This window comes from Streptomyces sp. NPDC056503 (assembly GCF_042794995.1).
Classification (GTDB): Bacteria; Actinomycetota; Actinomycetes; order Streptomycetales; family Streptomycetaceae; genus Streptomyces.
Genome location: NZ_JBHTST010000039.1, coordinates 43,840 through 56,408, shown reverse-complemented (window position 1 = coordinate 56,408; position 12,569 = coordinate 43,840). Strand labels below are relative to the sequence as shown.

The window sequence follows — 12,569 nt, the reverse complement described above, 5'->3', positions numbered from 1 at the left end:
CGGGGCTGGGGGCCCCCCCCCACCGTTGGGGGGCCTGTGGCCCTCGTTCCACGCGCCCGGGGGGGGCCCCCCCCGCCGGGCCTCTTCTCATGCCCCGGTGTGGCGCACCGGGATCCACAGCTCCGCCGCGGCCGTCTTCCAGTCCTCCGCCGGACGGACCGAGAGGATCTCGGGGCCGGGTCGGCTCTCGTACGGGTTCGACGGGAACCACTCGGTGAAGACGTCCCGCCACAGGTACTGGAGCGCCTGCGGGTAGGGGCCCTCGACCTCGAAGACGGCCCAGGTGCCGGCGGGGACGTCGAGGGTGTCGTACGCCTGCCCCGCCTCCGGTTCCGCGATCACGCCGTACCAGTGGTCGAGCTCCACGCCCTCCTCGCGGCTGTCGGCGAGGTGGACGACGGCGGAGACGAGCCCGGCCGGCTCCCCGGCCGACAGGGCGGCGAGCCGGCCCAGGGTCTCCTGGCCGAGCCCCCGGATCTGTGCGGCGATCGCCGGGTTCTCCCCTTCGTGGACGAGCGGGACCCTGGCCCGGTCGCCGACGATCCGGAAGGCCTCCCGGGCCTCGGTGCGGTACCTCATGCTGCTGTTCCCTTCGACGACGAGGCGGAAGGACATGCGCGGCTGGGCGGTGAGCGTGGCGCCCGTGCGGCGTGCCTCGCCGGGCCCGACGCCGTGGACGGCGCGGAACGCGCGGGCGAACGCCTCCCCGGAGCCGTAGCCGTACCGGACGGCGATCTCCAGGAGCGTCCGCTCCCCGGCGAGCACCTCGGCGCCGGCGACGGTGAGCCGCCTGCGCCGCACGTACTCCGACAGCGGCATCCCCGCGAGCGCGGAGAAGAGCCGGCGGAAGTGGTACTCCGAGGTGGTCGCGATCCGGGCGAGCTCGGCCGGGTCGAGCTCGCCGTCGAGGCGCTCCTCGACGAGGTCGAGCGCCCGGTTCAGGCCCTCCAGCACGGTGCTGTCCTTTCCTTGGTGTCCTCACCGTAGGAACGGGAGTGTGGGGCGGACCCGACCATCGGTGCCCGACCCGGTCGGGTCCCGAGGCGACCCGGTCGGGCCGGGCGGCCTCGGGTCGGACCGGGTCAGGGGCAGGGTCAGGTCAGGGTCAGCAGCATGATGATGTCGTCGCGGTTGTCGCCGGGGGAGACGCGGATGGCGCCGGGGATGCGCCCGACCTCCTTGTACCCGCACTTCGCGTAGAAGGTGTCGGTGCCGGTGCCGCCGCGCACGGAGAGCCGGACGGCCTCGACCGCCTCGAAACCGGGGGCGGTACGGGCGGTGTGCTCGGCGGCGGCCATGAGGTCGCGGCCGTACCCCTTGCCCTGGTGCTTCGGGTGGACCATCACCGTGTACAGCCACACCCAGTGGGTCATCAGGCGGTGGGTGTTGAAGCCGAAGAAGGCGGTGGCGGCGATCTCGCCGTCCTCGTCGCGGCCGACCAGGAGGCGGTGGGTGCCCTGGGCCATGCCCGTGAGGTGCTTGAGGAGGGAGGGGCGGATCTCCTCGGGCGTGACGGGCGGGACGAAGCCGACGGCACCGCCTGCGTTGGAGACGTCGGCCCAGAGGGCGAGCACGCCGTCGGTCAGGGACGGGTCGACGGCCGGATCGGCCTCGAAGGTAAGGGTCATAACTGGACTCTATCTATTACTCCAGGCAGGACTCAAGGGCATTCCACCCTTCGGGCGCCCGGTTCGCGGAGGGGCGCGTACCCGCCCCCGCCGTCGGCGGACGCCTCTCCCCGTGCTTCACTGGGGGACGCTCGTCCCGTATTGGGAAGGTTCGGCACCTCGGAACGAAAGAGTGGGTCATGCTCCGCTACTCGCTGATGCGGCTCGGCATCTTCGCCGGGTGTTTCCTCGCCCTGTGGGGCCTCGTCTACGTCGGCGCGCTCCCGCGCGGCCTCGGCGACTCCAACCTCCTGTGGGTGCTGCTCCTCTCCATCGTCGTCTCGGCCCCCCTGAGCTTCGTCCTGCTCCGCAAGCAGCGCGACAGCCTGAGCGCCGAGATCGTCGAGAAGGTCGACCGCGCCAAGGGCCGCCTCCACGACAACCGCACCCGCGAGGACGCGGTCTAGGACCCTCCGCCGCGCCCTCGGAGGCGCGGCGACTCCGCCCCGGGTTCCGGGGCGCGGCCGCCGGTCGCCCGTGCGGTGTCCCGTCGCAGGGCGGGGGCGATGTTGTCGGCCGCCGTGGTCCAGGCGGCGCCGTCGGCGGGCCGCAGGTGGGCGATGCGGACGAGTCGGCCGCCGTGCCACTCGTGGACGACGGCCGTCAGGATCCCCTCGCCCCCGCTCGCGATGTCGCGGACCCTCTGCAGAAGCAGGGGGTGATGCGCACAGGCCTCCGCGTCCGGCCCGCTCACCGCTGCGCCTGCTCCCAGGCGTCGAACCATCGGTCCAGGAATTCCCGCCATCCGGCCTCGGATCGGGCCCGAAGGGCCGGACTCAGCTGGGACGGCGGTACGGGAACACCCGGCGGTGACACATCGGGTTCGGTCGTCTCCATGAGAACGACCTTAAGGGCTTGCCGCTTTAAGTTGCAAGCCCTTAAGGGGGGGCTCGGTTCGGCGAGGGCGAGCAAGTAGGGTCGCTGGCAACAGCGAGGTGGAGGTAGGGACATGGCGGGCGATGCGTGGATCAGCGAGACCGCGCCGTACCTGGCCCCGCGCGAGCCCGGCCGGAGCGACGCGTGGACCGAGGAGGCCGCCCGGCGGGGACGCCGCGGTGGCCAGCGGCTGCTTCACGCGGGCGAGGTCGAGGCGCCCGAAGCGGTCCGCGCGGCGCTGGGGCTGCCCGTCGGCGGGCGCGCGGTCGTCAGGCGTCGGCTGATCCTGCTGGACGGCCTCCCCGTGGAGCTGGCCGACTCCTACTACCCCGTCTCCGTCGCCGGAGGTACGCCCCTGGCGGAGCCGCGCAAGGTGCCCGGTGGTGCCGTCACCCTGCTCGCGGAGCTGGGGTACGTCGGGGCCGAGGTCGTCGAGGACGTGAGCGCCGGCCTGGCCGTCGAGGAGGAGCGCGGGCATCTCGGCCTCGCCGAGGGGAGCGCGGTCCTCCGGCTGCTCCGCCTGACGCGGACCGCCGACGGGGCGCCGGTGGAGGCGTCCCTGATGGTCATGCCGGACGGCAGGCACCTCACGTACCGGCTCGGGAAGCGGGGCGTGTGATGGCGAGGGAGTTCACGGATCCGAGGTCGCCGCACCAGAGGATCGCGGCGGAGATCCGGCGGCGGATCACCCGCGGAGAGCTGCCGTCGGGCAGCAAGCTGGGCTCGACCGCCGAGCTGATGGAGCAGTACGGCGGCGTGGCCAACACGACGATCCAGAAGGCCCTCCAGATGCTGAAGGCCGAGGGCCTCCTCGAAGGCCTGCCGGGCAAGGGCGTCTACGTGCGGCAGCACGGGCAGCAGTCCGTCGAGCCGATCGCCTACATGAGGCCGGCCGGGCCCGACGAGTCCTATCCGTGGGTGTCCGAGGCCGCGAAGCGACGGCAGGTCGGCAGTTCCCGGCTCCTCGACGTCGAGGTCGTCGTCCCGCCGAGGGAGGTCGCCGAGGCGCTCGGACTGGCGGACGGCGAGCGGGCCGTCCTGCGCAAGCAGCTCCTCCTCCTGGACGGGGAGCCGACGGAGCTCGCGCGGTCGTACTACCCGCTGGGCCTGGTCGAGGGCACGCCCGTGTTGGAGGGGAAGCTCATCCGGGGCGGCACGCCCGCGCTGCTCGCGGCGATGGGTCATCCCCCGCGCGAGTTCGTGGACGAGCTGTCGTCCGAGATCCCGACGGAGGAGGAGGTCGTGGTGTTGGAGCTGCCGAAGGACATGCCCGTCCTCGTCGCCTTCCGGGTCGTCTACTCCGACGGCGGGCGCCCGATCGAGGCCACGCTGATGACGAAGGCGGCGCACCGGTACCGGATGCGCTACCGACTGCCCGTGGCGTAGAACCGCGCGCCGTGGGGGTAAAGGCTGCGTAAGGTTCCTCACAGGCGAGGCACCCCTGGTGTGAGCTTTGCGGCTCTCACCAGGGGTGTTCTGGTTTCCGGACGGGGGTGGCCGGTTCTTGTCCCAAAGAACAGCTTTGAGGTTCTCAAAGTTCAAGTGTTAACGTGTCGCCCATGACGACAGCAGTGCGCCTCCTTCATGCCGCGAGCATCCCGCTCGTGGCGCGCCTGCACGTCGATCTCTGCCGCTGTATGTCCGCGGCCTGTTGTCGCCGCGAGTCCTGAGGCCCCGGCCTCCCCGGCAGCATGCAGCGGCGCCCCGCGCGAGAGCGCGGAAGAGTGCCGCACCCCCCATCCCGTATTCCCCGATACGCATCAGTGGAGTGTGTCCGTGTCCGCGTCCGCCACCGAGGTCAAGCCCTCGTCCCGGATACCCAAGTTCCCCTTCTGGGCCCAGATCGTCGCCGGTCTCGTCCTCGGTGTCCTGCTCGGCTGGATCGCCCGCAGCCAGGACGTCTCCTGGCTGAAGGAGACCCTGATCCAGGTCGGCGGCATCTTCGTCCAGCTGCTGAAGCTGGCCGTCGCCCCGCTCGTCTTCTTCGCGATCCTGGTCTCGATCACCAACCTGCGGAAGGTCAACAACGCGGCCCGCCTCGCCGCCCAGACCCTCCTCTGGTTCATGATCACCTCGCTCGTCGCGGTCGCCATCGGCATCACGATCGGCCTGGTCACCAACCCCGGCTCCGGCACCGGACTCACCCCGGCCGACGGCAAGGCCCCCGAGGGCCAGGGCAGCTGGATCGACTTCCTCACCGGCATCATCCCGACGGACGTCATCACGCCCTTCACCGAGCTGAACGTCCTCCAGATCGTCTTCATGGCCGCCGTCGCCGGCATCGCCGCCCTCCAGCTCGGCGACAAGGCCCAGCCGATCCTCTCCCTCTCCGAGTCGATCCTGGAGCTGCTCCAGAAGGCCCTGTGGTGGGTCATCCGCCTCGCCCCGATCGGCACCGCCGGCCTCATCGGCAAGGCGATCGTCAACTACGGCTGGGACCTGCTCGGCAAGTACGCGACCTTCACCGCCGACGTCTACATCGGCTGCGCCCTGGTCCTCTTCGGCGTCTACCCGCTGCTGCTCGCGACGGTCGCCAAGGTCAACCCGGTCCAGTTCTTCAAGGGCGCCTGGCCCGCGATCCAGCTGGCCTTCGTCTCCCGCTCCTCGGTCGGCACCATGCCGGTCACCCAGCGGGTCACCGAGCGCCTCGGCGTCCCGAAGGAGTACGCCTCCTTCGCCGTCCCGTTCGGCGCCACCACCAAGATGGACGGCTGCGCCGCGATCTACCCGGCGCTCGCCGCGATCTTCATCGCGCAGATCTTCGACGTCCAGCTCGGCGTCAAGGAGTACCTGCTCATCGCCTTCGTCTCGGTGATCGGCTCGGCGGCCACCGCCGGTCTGACCGGTGCGACGGTCATGCTGACGCTGACCCTCTCCACCCTGGGCCTCCCGCTGGAGGGCGTCGGTCTGCTCATGGCGATCGACCCGATCCTCGACATGATCCGGACCGCCACCAACGTCGCCGGCCAGGCGCTCGTCCCGGTGATCGTCTCCGCCCGCGAGAAGATCCTCGACCACACCGCGTACGAGAACGCCTCGGCGTCCCCGATCGACGGGCCCGAGGACTCCCGCGAGGCCGCCCCGGAGAAGGCGGTCGTGGCCGCGGCCTGACCCCTCCTCCCGTACGTCTCGACCCGTACACCTCCGTGCCCCTCGCCCCCGTCCGGGCGGGGGGCACGTAGGCTTTCACGGGGCGAACAGTGGATCTTGGAAGTGGGGCGGAGAGACGCGTGGCGGGGACCAGGAGACTGCCGCGGGCCGTGCGGGAGCGGCAGATGATGGACGCCGCCGTGGCGTGCTTCGCGCGGCACGGCTACCAGGCGGCCTCGATGGACGAGATCGCCGAGCTGGCGGGGGTGTCCAAGCCGCTCGTCTACCTCTATCTGAACTCCAAGGAGGAGCTCTTCACCGCCTGCATCCGGCGGGAGGCGGAGGCGCTGCTCGCGGCCGTCGCCGAGGTCGTGACCGACGTGTCCGTGCCGCCGGACGAGCGGCTGTGGGCGGGGCTCCTCGCCTTCTTCGGCCACGCCGCCGACCATCCGGACGCGTGGGCGGTGCTCAGCCGGCACGCGCGCACGCAGGGCGAGCCGTTCGCGACCGAGGCGGCCCGGATGCGGGAGGAGATCGCCGACTTCGTCACCGGGCTGATCGGCGAGGCGGCGCGGACGGCGCACGGGCCGGTCGCGATCGGCGAGCGGGACGTGGCGGCACTGGCACAGGCCCTGGTGGGGTCGGCCGAGTCGCTGGCGACGTGGGCCAACGAGACGCCCGGGGTGACGGCGCGGGAGGCGGCGGCCACGCTGATGAACTTCGCCTGGTCCGGGCTCGGAAACCTCATGAAAAACGAACGCTGGTCTCCCCGTTGAGCCTTACCGCGCAGTAAGGTTACCGGCTAGTCATCGACTGCTCCGGGCAACCGCCCCCCGCACGGCCGCACTTCCGCTCCACGACGCACGACCTTCGTTCATCGCGCAGACCGAGGAGCCGCCCGTGTCGACCGACCTCGCCTTCATCCGCGCCGACGGACGGGTGCGGGAGGTCTCCGCGCCCGCGCTCGTGCCCCGGGTGGACCGCGGCTCGCTCGCCGACCTGCCGTACGACAACGCCCGGCAGGACCCCGACGCCGCCGTCTTCTCCCGGAAGGACGAGGAGGGGACCTGGCGGGACGTCACCGCCGCCCGCTTCGCCGCCGAGGTGCACTCCGTCGCCAAGGGCCTCATCGCCCACGGACTGCGGCCCGGCGACCGGCTCGCGCTGATGGCCCGCACGACGTACGAGTGGACGCTGCTCGACTTCGCCGCCTGGGCCGCCGGGCTCGTCACCGTACCCGTCTACCCGACCTCCTCCGCCTTCCAGACCCGCTGGATCCTCCAGGACTCCGGCGCCGTCGCCTGCGTCGTCGAGGACGCCGGGCAGGCGCGGCTCGTCTCCGCCGAACGCCGCCAGCTGCCCGGCCTCAGCCACCTCTGGGTCCTCGACGCCGGGGCCGTGGAGCAGCTGCGCGCGTCGGGGGCACGGGTCCCCGACGAGACGGTGACCGCCCGGCGGGGGCTGCTCACCCCCGACGCCCTCGCCACCCTCGTCTACACCTCCGGCACCACCGGCCGGCCCAAGGGCTGCGCCCTCACCCACGCCAACTTCTTCGCCGAGGTCGACAACGCGGTCCGGCTCCTCCACCCGGTCTTCGCCCCCGAGGGCGGCGAACCGCCGTCCACCCTGCTCTTCCTCCCGCTCTCGCACGTCTTCGGGCGGATGGTGGCCGTGGGCTGCGTCCGGGCACGGGTACGCGTCGGACACGCCCCGTCGGTGGAGGGCGAGGACCTCCTCGACGACCTGGCCGGCTTCCGCCCGACGTTCCTGCTCGCGATCCCGTACGTGATGGAGAAGGTCTACAACCGGGCCCGCGCCACCGCCGAACGGTCCGGGAAGGGCGCCGCCTTCGACCGGGCCGCGCGGGCCGCCCGCCGCTTCGGGCAGACCGAGGCGCCCTCGCTCTCGGTGCGGGCGGCCCGCGCCCTGTACGACCCGCTGGTCTACCGCCGGATCCGGGCGGCGCTGGGCGGCCGCGTACGGTACGTGATCTGCGGCGGCTCACCCCTCGGCGTGCGGCTCGCGGAGTTCTTCCGGGGCGCCGGCGTCGAGGTCTTCGAGGGGTACGGCCTCACCGAGACGACGGCCGCGTCCACCGTCACCCCGCCGCTCGCGCCGCGCACCGGCACGGTCGGACTGCCGCTGCCCGGCACGGGCGTGCGGATCGCCGACGACGGGGAGGTCTGGCTGAGCGGCCCGCACGTCTTCGCCGGGTACTGGGACGCGCAGCGCGGCACCGCCGTGCCGTACACCGACGGGGGCTGGTTCCCGACCGGCGACCTCGGCTCCCTCGACGAGGACGGCTACCTCACCATCACCGGCCGCAAGAAGGACCTCCTGATCACCTCCGCCGGCAAGAACGTGGCCCCGGCCCCGCTGGAGGACTGGCTGCGCGCCCACCCGCTGGTCGCCCAGTGCATGGTCGTCGGCGACAACCGCCCGTACGTCTCCGCGCTGATCACCCTCGACCACGAGGGCCTCGCGCACTGGCGGCGGATGCGGCAGAAGGAGCACCTGGCGATGTGGGAGCTGACCCGGGACGCGGAGCTCCTCGCGGTGGTGCAGAAGGCGGTGGACGACGCCAACCGGCTGGTCTCCCGCGCCGAGTCGATCCGCGCCTTCCGCGTCCTGACCACCGAGTTCTCCGAGACCTCGGGCCACCTCACGCCCTCCCTGAAGCTCCGGCGGCGGGCCGTGCTGCGGGACTTCGCGCGGGACATCGAGGAGATGTACGGGCGGTACGCCGAGTAGGCGCACCCGCCGGGCCCGCCCCTCGTCGCGCGCTCACACCGTGAGGGGCACCTCGTGGATCTCGTCGGCCGCGTGGCCGGTCCGCTGGTGGATCCGCTGCACGGCGTCGGCGGAGGGACCCGTCGACAGGCAGTAGACCGTGCCCGACGCGGGGTCCGCCCACGCCTTCTGGAAGTGGACCCCTTCCTCCTTCTCGATCGCGAGGTCGGCACGATGGGCTTCGAGGAGCTGGTCCGCCGTGATCCCGACCATGCCGCGGTGCACGTCCATGTAGGTGGCCATGGTTCTCACACCTCCCTTTCCATGGTGCGCCCTCAGGGCCAGAGCAGCTCCCTGGTCCAGCCGTCGGGGGCGCCGGCGTCCCGCCGGTAGCGGAGGCGGAGGTGGCGGCGGCGGGCGTCGCCCTGGAAGAACTCGACCTCGGCGGGCTCGACGACGTACAGGGTCCAGGTCGGGGCGTCCGCCTCCGGCTCGGCCTCCGCGCGGGCCCACGCGGCGGCGCTCGCCTCGGCGAGGACTTCCGGGGAGTCCAGGACCTCGCTCTGGCGACCGGTGAGGGCGGCGGCGAGGGCGCCGGTGGTGCGCGCGTGCAGGTCCGCGTACGCCTCCTCGTGGCTCCCGGTGGCGACGCGCCCCCGGACCCGGACCTGGCGCCCCCGGACCGGCCAGTAGAAGCCGAGCGCGGCCTCCGGGCGGGCGGCGAGCTGACGCCCCTTGGCGCTGGTGGCGTGCGAGGCGAAGTGCCAGCCGCGGTCGTCGGCGTCGTGCAGCATCACCGTGCGGACGTCGGGCCGCCCGTCCGCGCCGGCCGTCGCGAGCGACGGCGTGTGCGGCTCGGTCTGGCCGGCGGCCACGGCGTCGAGGAACCACGCGTGGAAGAGCGCGAGGGGTTCGGCGGGGGCGGTCGCCGGGTCGAAGGCCGGCAGCTCGGTGTCCCAGACGCGCAGCGAGCGCAGGGCATCACGGAAGTCGCTCATGAGGCGAGCGTAGGCGCCCCCCGCCCCAGCGGAACGACCGCCCGCGACGGAGCGGTGGCGCGGCCCGCGACGGAGCGGTGGCGCGGCTCGCCACGGAGCGGTGGCGTGGCTCATGACGGCGCGGCGGCGCGGCTCATGACGGAGCGGTGGCCCGGCCCGCCATGGCGCGGTGGCCCGGCTCGCCACGGCGCGGTGACGGCTCGCGACCGCGTGGCTCCGTGGGTCAGGTGCGGCTCAGGATCAGGGTGGCGGCGGAGCAGAACCAGCCGCCTGTGGCGGAGGCCAGGGCCAGTTCGGGGAGGCTGCCGTCGGGGCGGCGGACCTGGAGGCCGGGGGCTTCGCCGCGGAGCTGGCGGACGGCCTCGACCAGGAGGAAGAGGCCGCGCATGCCGGGATGGCAGGCGGAGAGGCCGCCGCCGTCGGTGTTGACGGGGACCGCCGACTTGTCCGTGAGGTACGCGCCGCCCTCGCCCTTCGGGCAGAAGCCGAGGTCCTCCAGGGTGACCAGGGTCATGTAGGTGAAGGCGTCGTAGATCTCGGCGACGTCGATGTCCGCGGGGGTGACGCCGGCGCGTTCGAAGGCGAGGCGGCCGCTGACGGCGGCGGGGGAGACGGTGAAGTCCTCCCATGCGGACATCGTCGTGTGGGAGGCGTGTTCGCCGGTGCCCAGGATCCATACGGGCGGTTTCGCCAGGTCCTGGGCGTACTCCTCGGCCACGAGCAGCACCGCGCAGCCCCCGTCGCTGCGGATGCAGCAGTGCAGTTTGGTGAAGGGGTCGGCGATCATCGGGCCCGCCAGGACCTCGTCGGTCGTGATCGGCGTGCGGAACATCGCCTCGGGGTTCAGCGCCGCGTTCGCCCTCGCCCGGACGGCGACCTCGGCGAGCTGCTCCAGGGTGGTGCCGTACCGGTGCATGTGGCGGCGCGCGGCCATCGCGTACTTGGCGACGAGGGTGTGGCCGTACGGGGCCTCGAACTGGAGCGGCCCGCGGGCGCCGAAGGAGAGGTTCGAGGTGCGGCGGCGGGCCTTGATGTCGGCGCGCGCGGTGGAGCCGTAGACGAGCAGGACCGCCTTGGCGTGGCCGGCGGCGATCGCGTCGGCCGCGTGGGCGGCCATGACCTCCCAGGTGGCGCCGCCGACGGTGGTGGAGTCCACCCAGGTGGGGCGCAGGCCCAGGTACTCGGCGACCTCCACGGGGGCGAGCGTGCCGAGCCCGGCGGAGGCGAGGCCGTCGACGAGGGAGCGGTCGAGGCCGCTGTCGGCGAGGGCGCGGCGGGCGGCCTGGGCGTGCAGCGCGTACGGGGTGGCCTCGTCGACCCGTCCGCAGTCGGAGAGCGCGACGCCGGCGACGGCGACCCGGCGCCGGCCGGGGGGAGCGGTGCGCGGGGGAGCGGTAGCGGTCATGAATCTGACGGTACATCAGATATGCGCGATCGGGACCCGCGTCGCTCTGGGCAACCGCCCCTCCTCCGCCCTAGCATGACGCACCGTCAGATACGGAGGGAGCCCCATGGAGACCGCCGACGGCGCGGACCTCGCCGCGCTCACCGAGGAACAGCGGGAGATCCGCCGCACCCTGCGGGACCTGCTCGACCAGCACGCCGGCCCCCCGGCCGCCCGCACCACCACCACCACCACGGCCACCGCCCTCACCGGCCCCGAGGGGTACGACCCCGCCCTCTGGGCCCGCATGTCCGGCGAACTCGGACTCGCCCGCCTCGCCCTCCCCGCGGAGTACGGCGGCACCGGCCGCGGCACCCCCGAACTCGCCCTCGCCTGCGAGGAGACCGGCCGCGCCCTCGCCCCCTCCCCGCTGCTCGCCACCACCGTCCTCACCGCCCCCCTCGTCGCCGCCCTCGGCACCCCCGCCCAGCGCGCCGACCTGCTGCCCCGCATCGCCGCGGGCGAGCTCACCTGCGCGCTCGCCGCCCCCGGCGGTTCCCTCGCCCACGCCCTCGGCCTCACCGGCGACAACACCACCGGGGCCTGGTCCGGCGACGGCCGGGCCGGCGGCGTCCAGGCCCGACCCGCCCCCGACGGATCCCCGAACCGCCGACTCCTCTACGGCGAGGCCGAACAGGTCCTCGACGGCCACAGCGCCGGACTCCTCCTCGTCGCCGCCCACACCGGCGGCTTCGCCCGCAGCCGCACGCTCCTCTACCTGGTCCGTACGGAGGACGCCGGCGCCGGACTCGTCCGCACCCGGCACGCCGGCCTCGACCCCACCCGCTCCCCGGCCACCGTCCAGCTCCGCGACGTCCCGGCCGAGCTCCTCGGCGAGGACCCCGCCGACCCCGCCGACATCACCCGCGCCCTCGCCACCGTGGGCCGCACCGCCGCCGTCCTCCTCGCGGCCGAGGCCACCGGAGCCGCCCGCGGCGCCCTGGAACGGACCCTCGGACACCTGCGCTCCGGCCGGGCCGACGGCTCCCTCCAGGGCGCCCGGCACCGCCTCGCCGACCTGCACGTCCAGGTCGAGGCCGCCCGCACCCTGACCTACTGCGCCGCCCGCGAGCCCGGACCCGGCCCCGAGAGCGGCCCCCTCGCCCTCGCCCAGGCCCTCGAAGCCCTCCGCGCCGCCGCCGGCGAAGCCGTACCGCCGTACGACGCGGACCGCTACGGCCGCCGCGCCGCCGCCGACGAGCTCCTCTTCGGCCCCGCGGGACGCCTCCGGGCCCGCGCGGCGGAGCGCACCGGATTCCCCGGACTCCCCGGAGAGGCGGCCGCCTGATGCCCCTCGGAGTGAAACTCGTCCAGAAGGTCTCCTCCACCCGGGCCTTCGCCAGGATCGCGCCCCGCGTCATTCCCGCGCTCGACAAGGCCGTGCACCGGCTCAGCAGGGGGAAGACCCTGCTCAGCACCCGGATGCTGCCCGGCGTCCTGCTCACCGCCACCGGTGCGAGGAGCGGGCGGGAGCGGACCACCCCGCTCGCCTGCATGCCGGAACCCGAGCGCGGGACCTGGCTGCTCGTCGGCTCCAACTTCGGCCGCCCCGGCCACCCCGCCTGGACGGCCAACCTGCTCGCCCACCCGGACGCCGAGATCAGCTGGAAGGGCGAGTCCATCCCCGTACGGGCCGAACGGCTGACGGGGGAGGAGCGGGCGGCGGCCTGGAAGGCGGCTCTCGCCTTCTGGCCCCCGTACGCCTCCTACCAGGCCCGGGTGGACCGCGAGATCCGGCTCTTCCGGCTCACCCGGAGGTGAGCC

14 protein-coding genes are annotated in these 12,569 nt (G+C 73.6%); 8 read left to right on the top strand and 6 right to left on the bottom strand.

Annotated features, from left to right (window positions below; genetic code table 11):
* Positions 1 to 87 precede the first annotated feature (87 nt).
* Both ACFQ8C_RS14745 and ACFQ8C_RS14740 read right to left on the bottom strand, forming a co-directional pair.
* Positions 88 to 954, bottom strand: a complete 867-nt coding sequence (locus ACFQ8C_RS14745; RefSeq protein ID WP_383456571.1) for a helix-turn-helix domain-containing protein — start codon at positions 952 to 954, stop codon at positions 88 to 90.
* A 140-nt stretch (positions 955 to 1,094) separates the two neighbouring features.
* On the bottom strand, positions 1,095 to 1,628 hold the full coding sequence (locus ACFQ8C_RS14740) for a GNAT family N-acetyltransferase (RefSeq protein WP_383456568.1): 534 nt from the start codon (positions 1,626 to 1,628) through the stop codon (positions 1,095 to 1,097).
* A gap of 179 nt (positions 1,629 to 1,807) precedes the next feature.
* Between ACFQ8C_RS14740 and ACFQ8C_RS14735 the strand changes: the two genes are divergently transcribed.
* Positions 1,808 to 2,074, top strand: a complete 267-nt coding sequence (locus tag ACFQ8C_RS14735; protein ID WP_383456567.1) for a DUF4229 domain-containing protein — start codon at positions 1,808 to 1,810, stop codon at positions 2,072 to 2,074.
* Here ACFQ8C_RS14735 and ACFQ8C_RS14730 read toward each other — a convergent pair.
* Entirely contained in the window at positions 2,071 to 2,361 is a 291-nt protein-coding gene (locus tag ACFQ8C_RS14730) for a hypothetical protein (RefSeq protein WP_383456565.1), read from the bottom strand. The genes ACFQ8C_RS14735 and ACFQ8C_RS14730 overlap by 4 nt on opposite strands.
* Before the next feature lie 255 nt (positions 2,362 to 2,616).
* Here ACFQ8C_RS14730 and ACFQ8C_RS14725 point away from each other — a divergent pair, with 255 nt between their 5' ends.
* From ACFQ8C_RS14725 to ACFQ8C_RS14705, 5 genes are all read left to right on the top strand, one after another.
* Positions 2,617 to 3,162, top strand: coding sequence for a GntR family transcriptional regulator (locus tag ACFQ8C_RS14725; protein WP_383456563.1), 546 nt, complete (start codon positions 2,617 to 2,619; stop codon positions 3,160 to 3,162).
* Positions 3,162 to 3,929, top strand: a complete 768-nt coding sequence (locus ACFQ8C_RS14720) for a GntR family transcriptional regulator (RefSeq protein WP_383456560.1) — start codon at positions 3,162 to 3,164, stop codon at positions 3,927 to 3,929. The genes ACFQ8C_RS14725 and ACFQ8C_RS14720 overlap by 1 nt, the downstream gene beginning before the upstream one ends.
* A gap of 384 nt (positions 3,930 to 4,313) precedes the next feature.
* Positions 4,314 to 5,654, top strand: coding sequence for a dicarboxylate/amino acid:cation symporter (locus ACFQ8C_RS14715; RefSeq protein WP_383456557.1), 1,341 nt, complete (start codon positions 4,314 to 4,316; stop codon positions 5,652 to 5,654).
* Between the two features lie 137 nt (positions 5,655 to 5,791).
* Positions 5,792 to 6,409 (top strand): TetR/AcrR family transcriptional regulator, encoded by a 618-nt coding sequence (locus ACFQ8C_RS14710; protein WP_383456580.1) that lies wholly within the window; start codon positions 5,792 to 5,794, stop codon positions 6,407 to 6,409.
* A gap of 100 nt (positions 6,410 to 6,509) precedes the next feature.
* Entirely contained in the window at positions 6,510 to 8,384 is a 1,875-nt protein-coding gene (locus tag ACFQ8C_RS14705; protein ID WP_383456578.1) for an AMP-dependent synthetase/ligase, read from the top strand.
* A 33-nt stretch (positions 8,385 to 8,417) separates the two neighbouring features.
* Here the strand turns inward: ACFQ8C_RS14705 and ACFQ8C_RS14700 are convergent, their stop codons facing one another.
* The 3 genes from ACFQ8C_RS14700 to ACFQ8C_RS14690 all read right to left on the bottom strand — a co-directional run bounded on the left by ACFQ8C_RS14700 (position 8,418) and on the right by ACFQ8C_RS14690 (position 10,766).
* The gene (locus ACFQ8C_RS14700) at positions 8,418 to 8,666 is read right to left on the bottom strand and encodes an SCO4226 family nickel-binding protein (protein WP_383456555.1); all 249 of its coding nucleotides are present in this window, start codon (positions 8,664 to 8,666) and stop codon (positions 8,418 to 8,420) included.
* A 32-nt stretch (positions 8,667 to 8,698) separates the two neighbouring features.
* Positions 8,699 to 9,361, bottom strand: coding sequence for a pyridoxal 5'-phosphate synthase (locus tag ACFQ8C_RS14695; protein ID WP_383456553.1), 663 nt, complete (start codon positions 9,359 to 9,361; stop codon positions 8,699 to 8,701).
* A gap of 223 nt (positions 9,362 to 9,584) precedes the next feature.
* Positions 9,585 to 10,766 carry an acetyl-CoA acetyltransferase gene (locus ACFQ8C_RS14690; protein ID WP_383456550.1) on the bottom strand — a complete coding sequence of 394 codons (1,182 nt, stop codon included), beginning with the start codon at positions 10,764 to 10,766 and terminating at the stop codon, positions 9,585 to 9,587.
* Between the two features lie 106 nt (positions 10,767 to 10,872).
* Here ACFQ8C_RS14690 and ACFQ8C_RS14685 point away from each other — a divergent pair, with 106 nt between their 5' ends.
* Both ACFQ8C_RS14685 and ACFQ8C_RS14680 read left to right on the top strand, forming a co-directional pair.
* Positions 10,873 to 12,093: an acyl-CoA dehydrogenase family protein gene (locus ACFQ8C_RS14685; protein ID WP_383456547.1), complete on the top strand. Its 1,221-nt coding sequence runs from the start codon at positions 10,873 to 10,875 to the stop codon at positions 12,091 to 12,093.
* Positions 12,093 to 12,566, top strand: a complete 474-nt coding sequence (locus tag ACFQ8C_RS14680) for a nitroreductase/quinone reductase family protein (RefSeq protein WP_383456545.1) — start codon at positions 12,093 to 12,095, stop codon at positions 12,564 to 12,566. Before ACFQ8C_RS14685 ends, ACFQ8C_RS14680 begins: the two co-directional genes overlap by 1 nt.
* The last annotated feature ends 3 nt before the right edge of the window (positions 12,567 to 12,569 follow it).

Coding starts and splice junctions, on each gene's coding strand:
- ACFQ8C_RS14725 (WP_383456563.1), top strand. CDS start 2,617: ATGGCGGGCGATGCGTGGATCAGCGAGACCGCGCCGTACCTGGCCCCG.
- ACFQ8C_RS14740 (WP_383456568.1), bottom strand. CDS start 1,628: ATGACCCTTACCTTCGAGGCCGATCCGGCCGTCGACCCGTCCCTGACC.
- ACFQ8C_RS14700 (WP_383456555.1), bottom strand. CDS start 8,666: ATGGCCACCTACATGGACGTGCACCGCGGCATGGTCGGGATCACGGCG.
- ACFQ8C_RS14680 (WP_383456545.1), top strand. CDS start 12,093: ATGCCCCTCGGAGTGAAACTCGTCCAGAAGGTCTCCTCCACCCGGGCC.
- ACFQ8C_RS14685 (WP_383456547.1), top strand. CDS start 10,873: ATGGAGACCGCCGACGGCGCGGACCTCGCCGCGCTCACCGAGGAACAG.
- ACFQ8C_RS14720 (WP_383456560.1), top strand. CDS start 3,162: ATGGCGAGGGAGTTCACGGATCCGAGGTCGCCGCACCAGAGGATCGCG.
- ACFQ8C_RS14695 (WP_383456553.1), bottom strand. CDS start 9,361: ATGAGCGACTTCCGTGATGCCCTGCGCTCGCTGCGCGTCTGGGACACC.
- ACFQ8C_RS14735 (WP_383456567.1), top strand. CDS start 1,808: ATGCTCCGCTACTCGCTGATGCGGCTCGGCATCTTCGCCGGGTGTTTC.
- ACFQ8C_RS14690 (WP_383456550.1), bottom strand. CDS start 10,766: ATGACCGCTACCGCTCCCCCGCGCACCGCTCCCCCCGGCCGGCGCCGG.